The organism is Methylobacterium sp. WL19 (assembly GCF_008040005.1).
GTDB lineage: Bacteria > Pseudomonadota > Alphaproteobacteria > Rhizobiales > Beijerinckiaceae > Methylobacterium > Methylobacterium bullatum.
The window spans coordinates 14,649-33,351 of sequence record NZ_VRVC01000047.1 but is presented as its reverse complement, the minus strand read 5'-3'; the positions used below and the strand labels follow the sequence as shown (position 1 = coordinate 33,351).

The window sequence follows — 18,703 nt, the reverse complement described above, 5'->3', positions numbered from 1 at the left end:
CCCCGCTCCTTGATCAGCCGAACCGCTTCGACCTTGAACTCACGACTGAACTTGCGACGCTGCATTCCACACCTCCGATTCCATTATGACACCCAGACTGGGTGTCCACGGAACCGGAAGCAGGCCAGGTCTTACCTTCGATGGCGAAGCGCCAACTACGGTGCCGGCCAGCGCTAAGATAGCTCAGGCAGGCATGGTCCATCAGGTCGTCCGGGTGCAGGGGAAGCGGCCGCGTGGAAAGGTAGCCCGGGCTTGCCACGACGACATCCTGCTGGCGCGTCAACGTCCTGGCAATCAAGCTGCCGTTCTCGCGCGGATCTCCGATACGGATCGCCAAGTCGTAGCCATCGTCGATGATGTCGTTGACCCGGTCGGTGAGGCTGACCTCGGCACGCAGCTTTGGCCACGCCGCCAGGAACCGATTAAGCACGGGCAGGATCACCACCCGTCCGAAAGTGGCCGGAGCCGTGAGGCAGAGTATGCCCTGAGGTTCGCCGCCACCGTCGGCCATCGATAGCTCCGCATCCTCAAGATCCGATAGGATCCGGGTGCACCGTTCAAGGAAGATACGGCCATCGTCCGTTAGGGCGAGGCTTCGCGTCGTCCGATGGAACAGCCGCACGCCGATACGGCTCTCCAGCCGCGCCACGCTCTTCGCGATCCCAGATCTCGTCATTGCCCGGATGCGCGCGGCAGCGACGAAGCTGCCCGCTTCCGCCGCCGCCACGAACGCTGCGATGTCGCCGACGTTTCTTGATGACATGCGAGCTGGACCGTCCCCGGAGTGTTGACGGGCATTCGCCAATCAACGGCGTATATGGGTCACCTGAACGGATTATCAGCTCCAGGAAGCGTGCATCATGGCCTTCAGCGATCTCATGACCCATCGGCTCGACCAGTGGGCCGGCAGCCTTCAGGACCTCGGATCCGTCATCCTCGGCGAGAACAAGGACGTGACGTTGGAGGAGATCCGCTGCTGCTACATCGACAAGATGGCAGGGCATCCGACGCCCGACGGCGTTCGGATCGAACCTGTCGAAATGGGCGGCGTCCCAGGCACCCTCGTGACGCCGGAGGAGGTCGCTGGCGACCGGGTGCTCTTCTACATCCACGGGGGCGCCTACATCGTCGGGGGACCGGGCGGATATCATGGTTTGGCCGGCGCCTTCGCCAAGGCGATGAAGGCGCGGGTCTACCTGCCGGATTACAGGCTCGCTCCGGAGCATCCGTTTCCGACCCCGATTGAGGATACCTTCGCTGCGTACCGCTGGCTGATCGATCAGGGCCAGGATCCCCGGTCGGTCACCTTCGCGGGGGACAGCGCAGGCGGAGCCATGGTGGTCACGGTGATGGTCATGGCCCGCAATGCGGGCGTGCCGCTGCCGGCTGGCGGGGCCGCCCTCTCCCCGTGGGCGAACCTGGAACATACCGGTGCATCCATGTTCAACCGCGAGGGCCTCGACCCGCTGAACACCAAGGCGGGCCTCGACCTGATGGCTCGAACCTTCCTCGGCGGCGCCCTGCCGAACAGCCCGGAGGCTTCGCCGGTTTTCGCCGACGTCCGAGGGCTACCCCCGATCCTGGTGCAGATCGGCGAGGCAGAACTGATGCTCAGCGACGCCATCAGGCTCGCATCACACCTGGGTGAGAACCGGGTTCGCGTCTCGCTGGAGATCTGGCCGGGCATGTTCCACGTCTGGCACATGTTCCAGGCCGAGCTTGTTGAAGGCAGGGCGGCAGTGGCTAACGCCGCTACGTTCCTCGAACAGGCGACCGGTTCGGCGCACGTTGGTTCGTGACCTGACGAGGCGACCTCTTACGGCATGTCGCTAGACAGGATCGCCGGCCCGCTTCCCTTAACGGTCGGATGGCCTGTTTGCTGTTCTGTCGCCCGGAAGCAGACAGACCGCAAACCGCCTGAATTGGAGGTGAACCGGACCGGCAGGAGCCGACCCAAGCCGGCCGTTAGAACCGCCGCGAGCGCTTCCCGAAACCGGCCCTTCGTAAGCTGTCCGGCAATTTTGGCCCGGGGCGTGGAGCGGACCCCGGCCGGTGATCCAGAAGCGGACGTTTTGACTCCAACCTATTTGGGCCCAAGCAGCCGCAAACATTACCGTGCCGCTACGCCACTGCCGATGTGTGTCGTCCGGTAACGTCGGCTAGAAGCCGTCCGCACGATCTCCGGCTCAGGTCCGCCGAAAGCTCGTCGGACGCCGGTTGCGAGCGACACGAGATCGGAAGCGGGCGGACGGAATACTGCCTAACCGGTCGTACCCTCTGTCACATCGAGCCGCTTGTTGCAGGCCTTCCCGGAACTTGCCGGGGGTCTAGAGCAGTCCGCTGGCATGGGTACGATCCACCAAATTCAGACGGATAGGTCCCATTCTAGACCGGGGATCGCCCCCGACCGTCCGCAAGCCACTCGGTCGAGGCGGGTTCGACACGGTTCGACCGACCCCGGCGATGCATGAGCCAGGAGACCGACCAGGCGAGGACGAAGGCGCCGATGATCCCGAAGCCGAGCGTATCATAATGGTGGGACAGGCTTCCAAGCCAGGTGCCGATCCCGCTTCGTAAGCCGAACCTGTCGGCGACGAGATCCAGGGCCTCGTAAGTCCCGATGCCCAGGGCGAACACGACGGACAGTAGGGTGACGGTCACGTTGTAGACCAACTTTCGCTGGGGCTGCACGAATGCCCAATTTAGGCTCTGAGCATCAACACGCCATCGGTGGCATCGATCAGCGTCATGCCGGCGGTGAAGAGGGCCGCGAACACCAGGACGAGCCATAGGTCTGCCCCGCTTCCGGCCTGTGCCGCCGCGAGGCCGAACAGGCTGACTTCCGTGGCGGTCTCGAAGCCGAGCGCGAACAGCAGGCCCAAGGGGTACATCTGCCAGGGGCGCGCTATCAGCCGGAACAGGGGACGAAGGATCCTGGTCAGGACGCCATGGTGGTGCGCCATGGGCTCAGTATCCTGCTGCGCGTCACTCCCACTGCGGCGTAGGCGCAGGAAGGAGCGACAGACCCCAGCGAGGACGACGCAATTGACGAGGCCGATGAGTATCTGGAACGTCGCGGACACGCCCGTTCCGACCAGGCTTCCGAGCTCCCTGTATCGCCCCGGAACGTCGAGCATACTGGTCGTGGCCAGTGCGACGAACGCGGCCGCGACAACGACGACGGTGGAATGACCGAGCGCGAACCAGAGACCGACCGCGACCGGTCGCTGGCCCGACTGCATCAGCTTGCGCGTGACGTTGTCGATGGCCGCGATGTGGTCCGGATCGACCGCGTGCCGCAGTCCCAGGACGTAGGCCAGCAGCGCCGTCGAGAGCAGGGCTGCGTTGCCCGCGAAGAGGTCGTACGCCCATGCCCAGGCCGCGACGTTGGCGGAAACCAGGAACAGGTACAGCACGCCAATCCGCCGTAGCACCGAGCTAGGCAGGTCAGGGCCTAGGGGAAATGTGGACGTCAAGTGCTCGCTCCGGTTGGCCAAACGCGCCCCGGCTCGCCGCGGCCACTCTTCGAGACACTTCCCGCCACCCCGGAACGTACCGGCGGTTCTTGTAGGGCTGTGCGTCCCCTATCGGCGCGGGCATCGCGTCCGACGGGGCGCCCCCCGAATCGCACATCAGTCCATGACCCGCCCGGCGGGATCGGCCGTCGCGAGACCGGGCAGGACCTGGGACCGCATCACGCGCTCCAGGGCGTCCAGCCAGCACTCGTAGTAGTCCCACTCCGGGTCGTCACGGGCGTGGGACGCCTCCCACGCGATGATCTCGGCGATCAGGGCCTGCCTGAACTCCTCCCATTCGAAATGACCGTCCCGGGCGAGCGCGACGGCGAGGCCGAACGCCTGCCGCTCCCAAGGCTGATGGAAGCAGAGGCTGCCATTGGCCTTGGGGGGCGTATCGGCCTGCCCCATCATGCTGGCGAGGGCGAAGTGCTCGAAGCTCGTCTGCATGGCAGCCGCCTCACGCGGCCTTCGGCAAGGCGATGGCCACGCCCATCATCGTCTCCGGGGTGACGAGGGCCGCGAGCTCGTCCTCACTCATTCCCTGGGTGCCGTCCGGCCGCTCCGGCACGACGAACCAGCGGACCTGGGCCGAGCTGTCCCAGGTCCGGATTTCCTTCGATGGCTCGACCTCAAGCCCGAACTCCCTGAGCACTGCCCGTGGCTCACGTGCCGCGCGGGCACGGAAGGACGGGTCCTTGTACCAGTAGGGCGGGAGGCCCAGGACCGGCCATGGATAACAGGAACAAAGCGTGCAGATGATGAGGTTGTGGACGTCCGGCGTGTTCGCGACGGCCCGCATGTGCTCGCCCTCGGCTCCTGCCGCTCCGGTCGGGAGCCCGAGTTGCGTGACGGCCGCCATGGTGTCGGTCACGAGCAGCGCCTTGAAGGCGTCGTCGACCCAGGCCCGGGCTACGAGCTTGGCGCCATTGAAGGGGCCCATCTCGGTGGCGAAGGTCTGCATCACCTTGTCCACGGTCTGGTCCGTGATGACGCCTTTCTCGATCAGCAGGGCTTCTAGGGCCCGCACGCGCGCCGCATTGCGCTTCTCGCGGTCCTGCGGATAGGCGAAACGATCTTTCATGGGATTTCTGCCTTCTCGATGCCGGTTCGACGCCGCCGACGGAGGACCGGGGTGCGACGTCCTGTGGTTGGTCACCGGGCGGACGCGTGGATGGACCTCGACGAGTAGGCCCGTCGAAGGCGTCGGATCTATGCAGCGGCTTGCTGCTCCAACGGTCGCAGGTAGGCGTCGAACAGGTCGGCGTAGATGAGGAAGCCCGGCTCGGCGTTGCCTGGCCACAGGTGCTTCGGATCGAACTTGATGCAGTAGACTGGCATGGCAGGACCGATGCCGTCCGGACCGGTCGAGCACAGATAGCTGAACGCGTCGTCGTAGACGGTCTCGACGACGCCGACCTTATTGCGCAGGTAGCCCGGCAGGCGGGTGTGCTCCACAGTCGGCGGATCGCCGATGAGGACGGTGTCCCCCACCGCGAAACGTGGCTTGTCCGCCCATTCATGCCAGGGCGAGTCCCCGTCGATGAGGTACTTGTGGATGCGGTCGTCGACTTCCGGCGTGCCGCCGGTCGATAGGAGCTTCCCCGGATCGGCGAGGTACTCGTCCGTGCGGGCGTCGAGCTCGGCCTGCGTGATGTAGCCGTTGGCGACGAAGTAGCCAGAGATCCCGCCGAGCCATTTTTCGTAGTAGCGGTACTTGAAGTAGTCGAACGGGTTCATCGCCTCCGCACCCTTGCGCAGGTCCGCCCAGGTCCACACCGTCCGGAAGGTGCTCGACGTCTGCGGCAGTTTGATCTGGGTGCTGAGCGCCATCATCGCCGTGTGGATGCCAAAGATGCGCTCCTCCCAGGGCTCGACGAAGACGCGCAGTTCCGGTGCGACGGGGTCGAGGCCTTCGAGGCCGCCGAGGGTATGCTGAAGTTTCATGTGACCTCCGTTTAGCGAACAGTCGCGGTGGCGGTGGAACGTTGGGTCAGCGCCTGCGCCAGCATCTCGGAGACGATGCCGAAGAGGGCCCCCACCAGCATCGAGAACCCGGCCACGAGGGTGGGATGGGTGATCCCTCCATCAAGGACGCCGTGACCCGTCGCCTGCGTCGTGCCGACGAGACAGGCGAAGCCGAAGACGATGGCCGGCGGATAGCCGAGGAACCCAGCCGACGCGGCGAGGATCATGAGGCCGCTGCCGACGCCCACCGAGACGGCCGCGACCACGGGTGAACCCGGTGCGAACGAGATCACGAGCAGGCATAGGCTCGCGATGACGATGCCGATCCAGTTCGACGCGACAGACTTGACCAGCCCGGGAACGCCGCCACCGCAGGCGAAGAACGAGGCCCATCCGATGAAGGTGACCCAGACGGGGATCGGGAGGGCGGTGGCCGTAAGGTAGGTGTCGAGGCCTCCGAGGACGGCGATGCTGGTGGCGAGGGCAAGCGTGGGGGGCATCCGGGGCACTCCTGTCTGGTTGAGGCGGGACGTGTCTTCAGGCGGCGGCCCGCCTCGCGATGCAGGCGCGCACCTCGGTCTCTATTGCGGTCCGGTCGAGGTTGCGCCCGATGAAGACGATCTCGCCACGGCGCATCTCGCCCTGGCGCCACGGACGCCCGGGGCGGCCGTCCAACGTCATGTGGACGCCGTGGAAGACGTATCGGCGCGCCTCCCCCCGCACGGGCACGATGCCCTTGATCCGGAAGATGTCGGACCCCTTTGCCTGAACGAAACCGTTGAGCCACTTGAAGAACGTCGCGGGGTCCAGGTCGTCTTTAACCGTCAGCGCGACGCTCGTGATGGCGTCGTCGTGCTCGTGCTCAAGGTCGGACAGGAGCTCCGGCTCGATGGCGAGGGCGTTCTTGAGGTCGAAGGCGCGGATGCCCAGCACCTCGGCGGCCGCGACCGTCCCGTCGCGGACGCGCAGGATGCGCGCTAGGGGATTGAGGCGGCGCAGGTCCCTCTGGCGGAGCGCGAGCGTCTCGTCGTCGACGAGATCGGTCTTGTTTAGGATCAGGAGGTCGGCGAAGGCGATCTGGTCGCCCGCGATGTTCTCGCCGCCGGCCGCCTCCGCTTCCTCGCCCATGGCGAGCCAGATGGGATTGTGGAGGGCGTCGACGACCGTGACGAGCGCGTCCAGTTCCGTGCTCTCCCGGAGCCGCTCGTCGAGGATGAAGCTCTGGATGACGGGCGCCGGATCGGCGAGGCCCGTCGTCTCGATCAGGATGCGACGCACTCGCTCGGGCCGCGTCAGGAGACGCTCGATGGTCGAGACGAGATCCGCCCGCACCGTGCAGCAGATGCAGCCGTTGTTGATCTCGATGACGTCCTCATCGACGCCCACGACGAGTTGGCCGTCGATGCCGACCGCCCCGAACTCGTTGACGATGACGGCGGTCCCCTCCGCCCCGTCCTGGGCCAGCAGTTGGTTCAGGAGCGTGGTCTTGCCGGAGCCGAGGAAGCCCGTGAGGACCGTAACCGGGACTTTGCCGTTGGTCTCCGACATCAGACGTACTCCTCGTAAGTCGTGCTGTTTCGAAAGAAAGACTAGGACCGGCGAAGGTCGGTGACCAGCTTGGCGATGCGGCAATTTCCGCCAAACGGGATGCAGATCTCGACAGGTCCGCCGACGTGCTTCAGGCGTGGACAAATCCTGCCTACCGAATACGCAAGTCAGCCTGGTCGGACTTTGTCTCGACGTTCCGCGCCGGGCCTTGGAAACGCTGACGATAGTCGCCCGGGGCGATCCCAAAGTGGCGCAGGAAAGCGCGGCGAAGGGTGTCGGTCGATCCGAATCCGCATCGGTGAGCGACCTGTTGGATGCTCGTCGTCCCGGTTTCGAGGATACTGCGGGCGGCCTCGACACGCGCCGCCTCGACGTACCGGGCCGGGGTCGTATGCAGTTCCTCCCGGAAGAGGCGCATCAGGCTTCTCTCGCTCATGGCTGCCCGATGGGCGAGACGCGCCAGGGAGAGATCCTCGGACAGGTTGGCGAGGATGAAATCGGATATCCCGCCGAGTTGGGATTGCTCGGTGAGTTGGGCGCGGAGGTGCACGCTGAACTGCGATTGCCCTCCCGGTCGGCGCAGGAATACGACAAGGGCCCGTGCGACGGCGAGCGAGACGCCGGATCCACAATCCTGCTCGATGAGGGCGAGCGCGAGGTCGATGCCCGCGGTGACGCCGGCCGAGCTGTAGACGTGCTCGTCCCGCACGAAGATCCGGTCGGGTTCGACATGGACCCCCGGGTAGCGTGCCGCCAACGCGCCTGCGTATTGCCAGTGCGTGGTCGCGCGCCGGCCTTCCAGGAGGCCGGCAGCGGCCAGGATGAAGGCCCCGTTGCAGATGGAGGCGATCCGGCGCGTCGTCGGCGCCTTTTCCAGCAGCCAATCCCTCAGGGCGAGGTCCTGCGTCTCGTCCTGGACGTCGGGGCTGCCCACGACGAGAAGGGTGTCGAAAGTCTCGCCCGCCTCGCCGATGAGCCGGTCCGGAAGGATGCGGAGCCCGGACGATGCGCGGATCGGGCCCGGGGCGGTGCCGAGCAGGGAGACCGCGTAGCTGACCCCTGCATCAGGGATCCGGCCGACCTGCGAGAACGTATCCACCGGACCGACGATGTCGAGGGACTGGGACCCGCCCGGGGCGACGATGCCGACGTTGATCACGCGACGTTCGAGTTCTTGCATCGCGTCTGCGGTCCCGGGACATGGGCGGTTCAATGGTGTCGGCCGGGGAAGCCGATGGCGAGGCGACCGGACGCGTGACCCCGCCGCACGGAGACCGGGCGGCGGGGGATGGTCTGTCAGAGACGCGCAGTATTGGTCTCGCGCAGCAACAGGGCCCCGACGACCGCGGTGACGGCGGCGATGACCACCGTATACCAGAGGCCCGCGAAGACATCGCCGGCGCTTACCACCATCGAGGCGGCGATGAGCGGGGCGAAGCCGCCGATCCAGCCATTGCCGAACTGCAGCGCGACCGACACGCCGCTGTAGCGGATATGGGTCGGGAAAAGTTCGACCAGCATGGCCCCGAGAGGGCCGTAGACCATGGTCGCCAGGAAGACGAGGACGAACAGCAGCGCCACCATCATCGGGGCGTTGACCTGGGCCGGATCCGCCTTGAGCGGCAACCCAGCCTCGACGAGGGCGGCCTTCAGGACCGGCTCGTCGAAGCCATCGTACGTGCGTTCGCCGAATTGCACGGTGAAACGGTCACCCGACGTGACGGTATACGGCACGGCATAGGCGGTCAGGAACGACTTGGCTTTCGAGCAGGGGGTGGTTTTCGCAGGGGAGAACAGCTGCGTTACGACCGATTGCTCGGCGATGCATTCGGGCCCCCGTAGCGCCACCGTATGGCTTGCCCGGAACGTCGCGAGGCGAGGATTGCCGTAGGTCATCAGCCCGTTGAAGATCGGGATGAACAGGATCGCCGACAGGGCGCAGCCGGCGACGATGATCCACTTGCGGCCGATGACGTCGGACAGCCAGCCGAAGACAACGAAGAACGGGGTCGCCAGGACGAGCGCGACCGTCAGGTAGATGTACGCGGTGCTCGCATCGAGCCGCAGCGTGTTGGTCATGAAATACAGGCTGTAGAAGTGGCCGGTGTACCAGATCACGGCCTGGCCCGCGACGGCACCGAAGATCGCGACGAGTACGATACGCAGGTTGCGCCTCTCGCCGAGGACTTCCTTGATCGGGTTCTTGGAGGTCTTGCCCTCCGACTGCATCTGCTTAAAGACCGGGGATTCATGCAGCTTGAGCCGGATGTAGAGCGAGAGCAGCAGCAGGCCGAGGGACCCGACGAACGGGATGCGCCAGCCCCAGGAGGCGAAGGCTTCGGGCGACATAGCGTTGCGGCACACGAGGATGGCGAGGAGCGAGAGCAGGAGGCCGCCGGTCGCGGTGATCTGGATCCAGCTCGTGAGGAACCCGCGACGTCCGGGTGAGGCGTGTTCCGCCACGTAGGTGACGGCGCCGCCGAACTCGCCGCCGACCGCCAAGCCCTGCAGCAGGCGGAGGGAAACCAGGATGACGGGGGCCCACCACCCGATCTGCGCGAAGGTCGGCAACAGGCCGACGACGGCCGTCGCCAGGCCCATGATCAGCATGGTGATGAGGAAGGTGCGCTTGCGGCCGACGACGTCGCCGAGGCGGCCGAACACGAGGGCGCCGAACGGCCGGAGAACGAACCCGGCCCCGAAGGTGGCCAGCGACGCCAGGAAGGCCGCAGTCTCATTGCCGGGCGGGAAGAAGAGCACCCCGAAGAAGGCGGCGAGGCTTCCGTAGATGAAGAAGTCGTACCATTCGAACACGGTGCCGAGGGCGGCGGCCAACACGACGCGGCGGGTGCCGGCCGGATCGTGGATGCCGGGGGCCGGTGGGTGGAGTGCGGAGCCTTGGCCGCCGATTGGAGTGATGGCACTGGTCGACATCGGTATCCCCTCGTCGTTCGGGTTTCAGGCGTTGGATGAAGCGCGCATTCCCGGGTCGGCCCCGAGGTCAGCGGGACGCGTGGCGGGCCAGGAACTCGCCGAGGACCGCGTTGAAGGCGTCCGGCTGCTCGATCATCGGGAAGTGCGCGGCATCGGCGACCACGGAGAGCACGCTCCCCCGAATGCCGTCGGCGAGCGCGCGGGACTGGGCCGGCGGCGTGATTGCATCCTCGGCGCCGACAACCACGAGAGTCGGGACCTTGATCGCGGAAAGCTCAGACCGGCTGTCGCTGTCATTGAGGGACCGTATTGCCGCGCGCGCGACATGGTCGGGGGTCTGGACGACCTCGTTCTTCGCCCATTCTACAAGCGAGGCGGAGGCGCAAGCGGCGAAGGACCTCTCGATCACGTTCTGGCTCGCCTTGGCGACGCCGACGTTGGCGATGGCGGCAAGGACGTTCTCGACCTTCACGTCGGGTCCGAGGCCGTGCGGCGTCGCGCCGACCAGCACCAGGGTGGTGACGCGGTCTGGGTTCCTTAGGGTGAAGCGCTGGGCAATCGTTCCGCCCATGGACAGTCCGACCAGGACGCACGATCCGATGTCGAGGGCATCCAGGACCCGTTCGACGTCCGCCACGAACGCGTCGATGGTGTAGTGCCGGTCAACCGGATGCGGGGAGACGCCATGGCCCGGCAGGTTGACGCGGACGACCCGCCGATCCTGCGAGAACGGCGCGACCTGCTCCTTCCAGAACTCGGCGGTGGTCGTGAAACCATGCACGAAGACGATCGCGGGTCCCTGACCCGTGATCTCTACGACGCTATCCCCAATCAGTCGCTGCTCGATCTTCGTCACGCCGATGCTCCGGAGGGTTGCTTGACCCCTGGACACAGCGCAACTCGGAAGCCAGACTGGCGGTGCTCGTATCGAATATTCTAAGTGACTGTTTTTTCAGGGCTAGTTGCCTAGTTTTCATGCTCAGCGCTGCATTGACGAGGACGGAGAAGGGCACGAAGGTCGCATCATTGAGACCCCCGTCGCAGAATTGAGACGTCATGTCCTCACTGCTCGCTTGGCCCGCGGCTGGAACGGACGACGCGCAGATGCTGCGCCTCCTGTTGGACCACGTCTCGGATTGCCTCGTCGCCGTCGACGGCGCCGGGTTGATCGTCCTGATCAACCGCTCCTACTGCGCCCTGCTCGGTGGCGGCGAGGAGGAATTCCTCGGCAAGCACATCACCGAGGTCATCGGGTCCCAGACGCGCCTCCATCTCGTCGCCCAGGGCGACAAGCCGATGTCGCCCTTTCCCCTAGAGGTCCGCGGCCACAAGCTGCTGGCCCGGCAGGTACCGGTCCTGAAGGACGGGAGGCCGGTCGGGGCCATCGGGGTCGCCCTGTTCTCCAGCCCCTCGGCGCTCCGCCGTGCATACCAACGCTTCGAGAGCGCCGTCGCGGTCCCGGCGCCCACGGCGGCCTGGCGGACGAAGTTCGATCTCAGCGACATCGTCGGCGACGATCCTGCGCTGGAGGAATGCAGGTCACGGCTGAGATCGGCCGCCAATACGGACTTCCCGGTCCTGATCGACGGCGAGACGGGAACCGGCAAAGAGCTCGCCGCCCATGCCCTTCACGCCGCGTCGTCCCGATCCGGCGGACCATTCGTCGCCGTCAACTGCGCTTCCATCCCGGCGGAGCTCATCGACTCCGAGCTGTTCGGGTACGAGGGTGGCGCGTTCACCGGCGCGGCGAGCGCGGGCAAGGTCGGGAAGATCGAGCTCGCGTCCGGCGGCACGCTGTTCCTCGATGAGATCGGCGACATGCCGCTTCGCCTCCAAGGCAGCCTGCTCAGGGTGCTGCAGACCGGGGAGATAGTCCGGGTAGGCGGAACCAGGCCGATCCCGGTGGACTTCAGGCTGGCATGCGCCACTCACCGGACGCTTGAGGACCGCCTGGCCGCGGGCGACTTTCGTAGCGACCTGTTCTATCGCATCGCCGTCCTCCGGGTCCGGATGCCCGCCTTGCGTGAACGCGACGACTTCACGATGCTCCTGGGCGCGTTGCTCGGCAGGATCCGCGAGACGAGCGGAGCTCCTGACAGGGAACTCACGGGCCAGCAATTGCACCGCTTGAAATCCCATCGATGGCCCGGAAACGTGCGCGAGCTCGAAAGCGTGCTGGCCCGATATCTGGTGATGGGCGAGATCGAAATCAGCGTGATTCCCGGCGTCGGTCCCGTCGGCGAGCAGGCGCCGACTGGCAACCTGAAGGCGCTTACGGACCGCCAGCGCGCGCAGATGGCCGAGGAAGCATTTACCGGGGCCGGTGGCGATGTCGACGATGCCGCCCGGCGGCTTGGCATCAGCCGGTCCCAATTCTACCGCATACGGTCCAAGGGACGCCGTACGGACCCAGGCTGACATGCGGAGAACACAGTCGAGGACACAGCTTCGGGTCATTCATGGGAGCGGCGACGTCCGCTCCCATGCACCGCAATCCCAAAGCGGACTGGACGAAATTCACCCATCCCGGTCGTAGAGCGGACGAGCGGGTCCCGACCCATGCCAGCCATCCGCACCGCCCTCGGAGATTCTCCAAAGCGGCCGTTCCTGAGCCCTCCGCCAACTTCGGCTCGGAGTGGGAAGCAGACCACGACTCATTGTACAGGTGTAGACGTTCCGCCTCCGAACCAACTCAGGATACAGAAGATCGATGTGGCTTACCAAAAATGGTCATTGGTCGGCCGCCGTTCAGAGTTGGCTCGAAATTGGAAACTGACAGGATGCACCAAAGCTGCTGACAACACGGTGCCAACAGCTTCGCTATAAAGGGGGGCACGGAACAACCGGTGGAAGTCGATCGGCTCCATTGCATCAATCCTCGAGGCGTTCGGCGGACAAGGCTGCAGTGCGCACGCAAGATTGCGGGACATTCCGCAGGGAGGCGGCTCCCTGATCGGGGCTACCGACACGGCTTGATCAGACGACCGGCTGCTTGAGGTTGTAGCCCCGAGGCTTGGTACGCTCGATCGCCGCCGCCGCCCGGACCACGTCCATCTCACCGAGGCTGCGGCCGACGATCTGGAGACCCACCGGCATTCCGTCCGCGTCCAGGCCCGCGCAGACCGAGGCGGCCGGCTGTCCCGTGAGATTGAACGGATAGGTATAGAACACCCAGGTGACGAGGCTGCGGTCCGACAACCGCGCCGGCAGATCGCATCCGGCCGCGAGCGACGAGATCGGCACGGTCGGCGAGAGCAGCACGTCGTAGCGGTCGAAGAAGCGAACCATAGCATCGCGAAGCGCGTAGCGCCGGAACACGCTCTCGTAATAGGCCCGCATCTCCTGCGCGAGGGCGGCATCGAGCACGTCCGCCACGGCCGGGTCGAGGAGATCGCGCTGCTTCTCCAGGACGCCGCGCAGGCGCGTGCCGACGCCGGCATAGAACTCAGCCGTCCAAAGATTGCCAGGATCGCCGTCGAACACGGTCTCGACCTCCTCGACGACGGCGCCTTGGTCGGCCAGCGCCATCGCGGCAGCGCGGGCGATCTCGACCACGTTCCGGTCCGGCCGGGCGTAGCCGAGCGTCGGGCTCCAGGCGACGCGCAGGCCGGCGACGGAAGACTGGACCGCTCCGAGGAGATCCGGAACCGGGCCGGCGACTGAGAACGGGTCACGTGGGTCGTGGCCGGCCACGGCCGTGGTGAGCAGCGCCGCATCCCCGACGGACCGGGCCAGCGCGCCGACATGGGCGAGCGTCGGGGTTGCGGAGGTCGGCCAGACGGGGACGCGTCCGAACTGCGCCTTGAGACCGAAGAGACCCGTGAGCGCGGCGGGGATCCGGAGCGAGCCCCCACCGTCGGTGCCGAGCGCGAATGGGGTGATGCCGGCCGCGACCGACGCCGCGGCCCCGGCGCTCGATCCGCCGGGGGTTTTGGCGAGATCCCAGGGGTGACGGGTGATCCCGGTCAGGGGCGAGTCCCCAACCGGCTTGCAACCGAACTCGCTGGTCGTGGTCTTGCCGATGATGACGGCCCCGTGCCGCCTCAGGCGCTCCACCGAAGGGGCATCGACAGCGGCGACATTGCCCGCCATCGCCCGGGAGCCCGAGGCGAAGGGTTGGCCCGCGATGGCGATCAGGTCCTTCACCGACACCGGCAGACCGTGCAGCAGGCCGAGCGCTCCCCCCTGCATCACCGCCGCCTCCGCCTGCCGGGCGGCGGCGCGGGCTTCCTCCGGCATCAGCACGAAGAAGGCGTTCAGGCTGGACTGGGTGGCCTCGGCCCGGCTCAGGGCCCGCTCGGTCAGCTCGACCGGTGAGACCTGCCGGGTCGCCACGAGACGCCTCATGTCCAGCGCGCTCATGAAGTCGAAATCGCTCATCACGATTCTCCGGGCGAGGTAGCTGCGGAACGGCGCCTCGGTTCGAAAACCGATGCCGGGGCCGAAGCCCACGAAATTCGTGGCTCCGGCGGCGGGATCAGGCGTCGAGGATCGCGAAGGCCCGCACCGGCGAGCCGGAGCCGCCCTTGAACTTCAGCGGAACCCCGAAGAACTGCACCACGCCCTGTCCGACGAGTTCCTCGAGGTTCACCAGCCATTCCCAATGGCTCATGCCGAGTTCGCGACAGAGCCGGTGCTGGGCGAAGATGTCGTCGCTCGGCTTGTCCGTCGAGGGACCCTCGACGCCGTGCATCTTCGAGCCGCGTGCGTGAAGCCATCGCGTGGCGTCCGCCGTCAGCAGCGGGTTCTTCCAGACGGAATCCAGGCTCGGGTAGTTGCGCGCGTGGAAACCGGTGCAGAGCAGCACGATGTGACCGTCGACCCTCACGCCGCATCGTTCCTCGGCCGCCTCCATGTCGGCCACCGTGATGTCGCCGAGATCCGGGATGTGGCGCAGGTCGAAGCACACCGCCTTGCCCATGAATATTTCGAGCGGCATCTCGTCCACGGCCGCACCGTTCGGGTTCACGTGGCGAAACGCGTCCACGTGGGTGCCGACGTGGTCGAGCATCGCGATGAAGTTGGTCTGGAACGTCATCGCGTCGCCGGGGACGCCGAGGTTGAGCGCCTTCGAACTCTCATGGCTCATATGTGTCGTGATGACCGGCCGCTGAAACAGCTTGTGGGCCGGCATGTTATCCTCGATCAGGAGGCTCAGGTCGACGACGCGTTGGGGCATGGCTTGTCCTCCGAATGGGACGTGGGGGATCTTTCGCGCTCCGATGCGGAGTGGAGCGCGTCTCTGTCGACCGTATCGCGGGGCTGGCCGCCCCGGGATCAGGCTGCTTTCTTCTTGCCGAGGAACGCCGCCATGACATCCGGGTCCCGCACCAGGACGGCGCTGGGCCCTTCGCGCTCGACATGCCCATGCGCCACCACGTAGGCGTAGTCCGCGATGGCGAGGGCGTACGAGGCAAGCTGCTCGACGAGAAGAATGCTGAGGCCCTGGCGGTTGAGATCGCGCAGGATGCCGATGAGCTGTTCGACGATCTTCGGCGCGAGGCCGAGGGAGAGTTCGTCGATGAGGAGGAGGTCCGGCTCCGTCATCAGGCCGCGGGCGATGGCGAGCATCTGCTGCTCGCCGCCCGACATGCTGCCGGCCGGTTGCTGAAGGCGCTCGCGCAGGCGCGGAAACAGGGTCAGGGACCGTTCCAGATTGCGTTTGGCCTCGGGCCGCTTCAACCCGCCGTGGACGTAGGCCCCGAGGATCAGATTGTCTTCGACGCTCTGGTCGGGAAACAGCATCCGGCCCTCGGGCACCATCACGAGCCCGCGCGCGACCTTGGCGTGGGCGGCCAGGCGTGTCGTGTCCTCGCCCTTGAACATCACCCGCCCGGCGGCAGGCCGGACGAGGCCGGTGAGGCCACGCATCAGCGAGGTCTTTCCGGCACCGTTGTTGCCGATCACAGCGACGAGCTGGCCGGGCCGGACCGAGAGGCTCGCCGCGCGCAGGGCCGTGGCGGCGCCGTAGCGGACCTCGAGACCCTCGACGGAGAGTAGGGGATCGGGAATGCTCATGCGGCCTCCGTCACGGATGCTTGCACCAGAGGGCTGCCGAAATAGGCCTCGATCACCCGAGGATCGGCCTGGACGACGGAGGGCGATGCGCTGGCGATGATCTGACCGTAATCCAGCACCGTCACGGTGTCGGCCACCGCCATGATCAGGTCGACGTGATGCTCGATCAGCAGGATCGAGACGTCCAGGGCGGCAATCTTCCGGATCATGAGCTCCAGGTCGTCGATCTCCCCGCTGGTGAGGCCGGCGGCCGGCTCGTCCAGCAGGAGCAGGCGGGGCCGGGCGGCGAGGGCCCTGGCGATCTCCAGGCGGCGCTGGTGGCCGAACGGCAGGAAGCGCGCGGCTTCGTTGGCGTATTCGGCCAATCCGACGAGGTCCAAGAGGCCGATTGCGGCACGGCGGCATGCGTCCTCCTCGCGCCGGAAGCCGGGGGTCCGCAGGAGGGCGCCGGCCAAGCCGTAGCGCCGGCGTTGCTCGACCCCGACCATGACGTTCTCAAGCACGCTCATCTCGCCGAACAGCTCGGTGTTCTGGAAGGTGCGGGCGAGGCCGAGCCGGGCGATCCGATGCGGCTTGCGGCCCGCGAGCGGGATGCCATCGAGGCTGAACGAACCTTCGGTGGGACCGTAGAAGCCCGAGATCGTGTTGACGAAGGTCGACTTGCCGGCACCGTTCGGACCGATGAGGGCATGGATCTCACCGGGTCCGACGCGGACCGAGGCCGCCGACAGCGCCGTCAACCCGCCGAAGCGCACGGTTAGACCGTCCGACACCAGTTCGGCCGATCCACGCGCACCGTCCCGCAGGAACTCGGCTGCCGGGGTTCCCTCACGCGGATCGATGCCGCGCGCCACCGGCCGCAGACGGCCCGACAGCTTGCTCAAGGTGCCGAGAATGCCTCGCGGCAGGCCGAACATCACGAGGAGGAGGAGCGCTCCGTAGGCGAATTTCTGCCACTCGGCGAATTGCTGCAGCAGCTCCGGAAGGTAGGTCAGGACGGCCGCGCCAATGACGGGACCGAACGTCGAGGCCGCACCGCCGAGAATGACCATCAGCAGGAAGCGGATCGAATCCGAGAAGGTGAAGATGTCCGGCGAGATGTAGGCGTTGAGGAACGCATAGAAGCTGCCGGCGATTCCGGCGGTCATGGCTGCCACCACGAAGGCCAGGGTGCGGATCGCCGTCACGTTGACACCGAGGCTGCGCGCCGCGGTCTCGCTCTGGGAAACCGCCAGCATGGCGCGGCCATAGGCCGACCACTTGAGGTGATGGGCAAGCAGGGTGACGGCGAACAGGGTGACGGCGAGAACCCCATAGAAGGCGTAGCCCGTCAGCGGGAAACCGAGGATGCTGGGGCCCGGGATGCCGCTCAGGCCCGTGGTGCCGCCGGTCAGCGACTGCCACTCGATCGCGACGTTCTCAACGATGAGACCGAAGGCGATGGTCACCACCGCGAGATAGACGCCCCGAACCCGGACCGTGGGATAGGCCAGGAGGACGCCGAACAGGCCGGACACCACGGCCGCCCCGAGGCTGGCGAACAGGATGTCGAAGCCGAACTGGGTCGCCAGGATGCCGCCCGTGTAGGCGCCGAGCGCGAACAGGCCGGCCTGACCGAGGGAGACGAGGCCGGTGAGCCCGACGAGTACGTTCAGGCCGACGGCGATGATCCCGTAGATCAGGAAGAGCATGAAGAGCCGGAGCTCGTACTCGTTGCCGGCCGTCAGGGGGACGGCGACGAGGGTCAGCGCGAGGAGCACGAAGCCGAGGCGGAAGAGCGCGTTCATACCTTGAAGATTTCCCGCTTGCCGAACAGGCCCTGAGGAAAGGCGAGAAGGACGACGATCATCGAACCGAAGCCGACGATCTCGCGGGCCGCCGTCGAGACGTATCCTTCGACGAATTTCTCCATGACGCCGAAGATCAGGCCGGCCACGACGACGCCGGGCGCGCTGGTGATGCCGCCGATGATCGCGACCGCGAAGCCCTTCAGGCCGAGCAGCACGCCCATCGTGGCGGAGACCTGGATGACCGGCGCGACCAGCACCCCGGCCCCGGCGCCGAACAGGGCGGCGAGCCCGAACGACAGCATCACGATGCGGTTGACGTCGATGCCCATGAGGGAGGCTGCCTGTCGGTTGTGTGCAACGGCCTGCATGGCGCGCCCGACCAGGGTCCGCTTCTGAAGCAGGCGGAAGCCGATCATCGCCGCCACGGCGACGACCGGGATCAGGAGTTCCTGCGGATAGATGCCTGCCCCCCAGATCGTGATGGGCTTCGCGACCCCCGGCGAGGGCAGCGGGCGCGAGAAGCCGCCGAACTGCATCGTCGCCAGCGCCTCAATCATGATGCCCACCGCGATGGTGGTGAGCATCCAGCCGATCGAGGCGTTCGTGCCCGTGAAGGGCCGCACCGCGAAGCGCTCCAGCACGACACCGAAGACCCCTCCGGCGGCGATGGCGAGCAGACAGGCGAGCGGCAGGGGCAGACCGACATCGACGCCGAGCACCGCGAGCACGGCGCCCAGCATCAGGGTGTCGCCATGGGCGAAGTTTACGGCCCTGGCGGCGGACCACATGATATGGAAGCCGAGCGCCACCAGGGCGTAGATCCCGCCGATGGCGAGGCCCGAGAGGGTGTATTGCAGCGCCGTCGTCATGATCCGCTTCCCGCCCATCGCAGCGTGGGTCGACCGGCAACGAAGCGCCGGTCCGCCCCCC

18 protein-coding genes are annotated in these 18,703 nt (G+C 66.6%); 2 read left to right on the top strand and 16 right to left on the bottom strand.

Annotated features, from left to right (window positions below; all coding sequences use genetic code 11):
* Nucleotides 1–13 precede the first annotated feature (13 nt).
* Nucleotides 14–763 (bottom strand): LysR family transcriptional regulator, encoded by a 750-nt coding sequence (locus tag FV220_RS11475; RefSeq protein WP_147831459.1) that lies wholly within the window; start codon nt 761–763, stop codon nt 14–16.
* Between the two features lie 97 nt (nt 764–860).
* Between FV220_RS11475 and FV220_RS11470 the strand changes: the two genes are divergently transcribed.
* The gene (locus FV220_RS11470) at nt 861–1,799 is read left to right on the top strand and encodes an alpha/beta hydrolase (RefSeq protein ID WP_147831457.1); all 939 of its coding nucleotides are present in this window, start codon (nt 861–863) and stop codon (nt 1,797–1,799) included.
* 586 nt (nt 1,800–2,385) lie between these two features.
* On the opposite strand, the gene FV220_RS26375 is transcribed toward FV220_RS11470, so the two are convergent.
* From FV220_RS26375 to FV220_RS11425, 10 genes are all read right to left on the bottom strand, one after another.
* A complete protein-coding gene (locus FV220_RS26375) occupies nt 2,386–2,661 on the bottom strand; it encodes a hypothetical protein (RefSeq protein WP_281406086.1) in 276 nt (91 codons plus the stop codon).
* A 41-nt stretch (nt 2,662–2,702) separates the two neighbouring features.
* Nucleotides 2,703–3,416 carry a hypothetical protein gene (locus tag FV220_RS11465; RefSeq protein WP_281406085.1) on the bottom strand — a complete coding sequence of 238 codons (714 nt, stop codon included), beginning with the start codon at nt 3,414–3,416 and terminating at the stop codon, nt 2,703–2,705.
* Nucleotides 3,417–3,632: 216 nt separating this feature from the next.
* The gene (locus tag FV220_RS11460; RefSeq protein WP_147831455.1) at nt 3,633–3,965 is read right to left on the bottom strand and encodes a nitrile hydratase accessory protein; all 333 of its coding nucleotides are present in this window, start codon (nt 3,963–3,965) and stop codon (nt 3,633–3,635) included.
* Nucleotides 3,966–3,975: 10 nt separating this feature from the next.
* Complete coding sequence (gene nthA / locus FV220_RS11455) at nt 3,976–4,599, bottom strand: nitrile hydratase subunit alpha (RefSeq protein WP_147831453.1); 624 nt, start codon at nt 4,597–4,599, stop codon at nt 3,976–3,978.
* 128 nt (nt 4,600–4,727) lie between these two features.
* Nucleotides 4,728–5,462: a nitrile hydratase subunit beta gene (gene nthB / locus FV220_RS11450; RefSeq protein ID WP_147831451.1), complete on the bottom strand. Its 735-nt coding sequence runs from the start codon at nt 5,460–5,462 to the stop codon at nt 4,728–4,730.
* 11 nt (nt 5,463–5,473) lie between these two features.
* Complete coding sequence (locus tag FV220_RS11445; RefSeq protein WP_147831449.1) at nt 5,474–5,983, bottom strand: DUF1097 domain-containing protein; 510 nt, start codon at nt 5,981–5,983, stop codon at nt 5,474–5,476.
* Between the two features lie 37 nt (nt 5,984–6,020).
* Nucleotides 6,021–7,031, bottom strand: coding sequence for a GTP-binding protein (locus tag FV220_RS11440; RefSeq protein ID WP_147831447.1), 1,011 nt, complete (start codon nt 7,029–7,031; stop codon nt 6,021–6,023).
* 151 nt (nt 7,032–7,182) lie between these two features.
* Nucleotides 7,183–8,211: a GlxA family transcriptional regulator gene (locus FV220_RS11435; protein ID WP_147831445.1), complete on the bottom strand. Its 1,029-nt coding sequence runs from the start codon at nt 8,209–8,211 to the stop codon at nt 7,183–7,185.
* 116 nt (nt 8,212–8,327) lie between these two features.
* The gene (locus FV220_RS11430) at nt 8,328–9,965 is read right to left on the bottom strand and encodes an MFS transporter (RefSeq protein ID WP_147831443.1); all 1,638 of its coding nucleotides are present in this window, start codon (nt 9,963–9,965) and stop codon (nt 8,328–8,330) included.
* Nucleotides 9,966–10,032: 67 nt separating this feature from the next.
* A complete protein-coding gene (locus FV220_RS11425) occupies nt 10,033–10,821 on the bottom strand; it encodes an alpha/beta fold hydrolase (RefSeq protein WP_147831441.1) in 789 nt (262 codons plus the stop codon).
* A 200-nt stretch (nt 10,822–11,021) separates the two neighbouring features.
* Here FV220_RS11425 and FV220_RS11420 point away from each other — a divergent pair, with 200 nt between their 5' ends.
* Nucleotides 11,022–12,383: a sigma 54-interacting transcriptional regulator gene (locus FV220_RS11420; protein WP_147831439.1), complete on the top strand. Its 1,362-nt coding sequence runs from the start codon at nt 11,022–11,024 to the stop codon at nt 12,381–12,383.
* 558 nt (nt 12,384–12,941) lie between these two features.
* Here the strand turns inward: FV220_RS11420 and FV220_RS11415 are convergent.
* The 5 genes from FV220_RS11415 to FV220_RS11395 form a co-directional block, all read right to left on the bottom strand.
* A complete protein-coding gene (locus tag FV220_RS11415) occupies nt 12,942–14,348 on the bottom strand; it encodes an amidase family protein (protein ID WP_147831463.1) in 1,407 nt (468 codons plus the stop codon).
* 94 nt (nt 14,349–14,442) lie between these two features.
* Nucleotides 14,443–15,144 carry a cyclase family protein gene (locus tag FV220_RS11410; RefSeq protein WP_147831437.1) on the bottom strand — a complete coding sequence of 234 codons (702 nt, stop codon included), beginning with the start codon at nt 15,142–15,144 and terminating at the stop codon, nt 14,443–14,445.
* A 98-nt stretch (nt 15,145–15,242) separates the two neighbouring features.
* A complete protein-coding gene (locus tag FV220_RS11405) occupies nt 15,243–15,983 on the bottom strand; it encodes an ABC transporter ATP-binding protein (protein WP_147831435.1) in 741 nt (246 codons plus the stop codon).
* Nucleotides 15,980–17,770, bottom strand: coding sequence for a branched-chain amino acid ABC transporter ATP-binding protein/permease (locus tag FV220_RS11400; protein ID WP_147831433.1), 1,791 nt, complete (start codon nt 17,768–17,770; stop codon nt 15,980–15,982). The genes FV220_RS11405 and FV220_RS11400 overlap by 4 nt, the downstream gene beginning before the upstream one ends.
* Nucleotides 17,767–18,642, bottom strand: coding sequence for a branched-chain amino acid ABC transporter permease (locus FV220_RS11395; protein ID WP_147831431.1), 876 nt, complete (start codon nt 18,640–18,642; stop codon nt 17,767–17,769). The genes FV220_RS11400 and FV220_RS11395 overlap by 4 nt, the downstream gene beginning before the upstream one ends.
* Between the last annotated feature and the right edge of the window lie 61 nt (nt 18,643–18,703).

Bases quoted from the DNA above. Each gene is read 5' to 3' on its own strand.
- FV220_RS11475 (WP_147831459.1), bottom strand. From the start codon at position 763: ATGTCATCAAGAAACGTCGGCGACATCGCAGCGTTCGTGGCGGCGGCG.
- FV220_RS11470 (WP_147831457.1), top strand. From the start codon at position 861: ATGGCCTTCAGCGATCTCATGACCCATCGGCTCGACCAGTGGGCCGGC.
- FV220_RS11460 (WP_147831455.1), bottom strand. From the start codon at position 3,965: ATGCAGACGAGCTTCGAGCACTTCGCCCTCGCCAGCATGATGGGGCAG.
- nthA (WP_147831453.1), bottom strand. From the start codon at position 4,599: ATGAAAGATCGTTTCGCCTATCCGCAGGACCGCGAGAAGCGCAATGCG.
- nthB (WP_147831451.1), bottom strand. From the start codon at position 5,462: ATGAAACTTCAGCATACCCTCGGCGGCCTCGAAGGCCTCGACCCCGTC.
- FV220_RS11445 (WP_147831449.1), bottom strand. From the start codon at position 5,983: ATGCCCCCCACGCTTGCCCTCGCCACCAGCATCGCCGTCCTCGGAGGC.
- FV220_RS11440 (WP_147831447.1), bottom strand. From the start codon at position 7,031: ATGTCGGAGACCAACGGCAAAGTCCCGGTTACGGTCCTCACGGGCTTC.
- FV220_RS11435 (WP_147831445.1), bottom strand. From the start codon at position 8,211: ATGCAAGAACTCGAACGTCGCGTGATCAACGTCGGCATCGTCGCCCCG.
- FV220_RS11430 (WP_147831443.1), bottom strand. From the start codon at position 9,965: ATGTCGACCAGTGCCATCACTCCAATCGGCGGCCAAGGCTCCGCACTC.
- FV220_RS11420 (WP_147831439.1), top strand. From the start codon at position 11,022: ATGTCCTCACTGCTCGCTTGGCCCGCGGCTGGAACGGACGACGCGCAG.
- FV220_RS11410 (WP_147831437.1), bottom strand. From the start codon at position 15,144: ATGCCCCAACGCGTCGTCGACCTGAGCCTCCTGATCGAGGATAACATG.
- FV220_RS11405 (WP_147831435.1), bottom strand. From the start codon at position 15,983: ATGAGCATTCCCGATCCCCTACTCTCCGTCGAGGGTCTCGAGGTCCGC.
- FV220_RS11400 (WP_147831433.1), bottom strand. From the start codon at position 17,770: ATGAACGCGCTCTTCCGCCTCGGCTTCGTGCTCCTCGCGCTGACCCTC.
- FV220_RS11395 (WP_147831431.1), bottom strand. From the start codon at position 18,642: ATGACGACGGCGCTGCAATACACCCTCTCGGGCCTCGCCATCGGCGGG.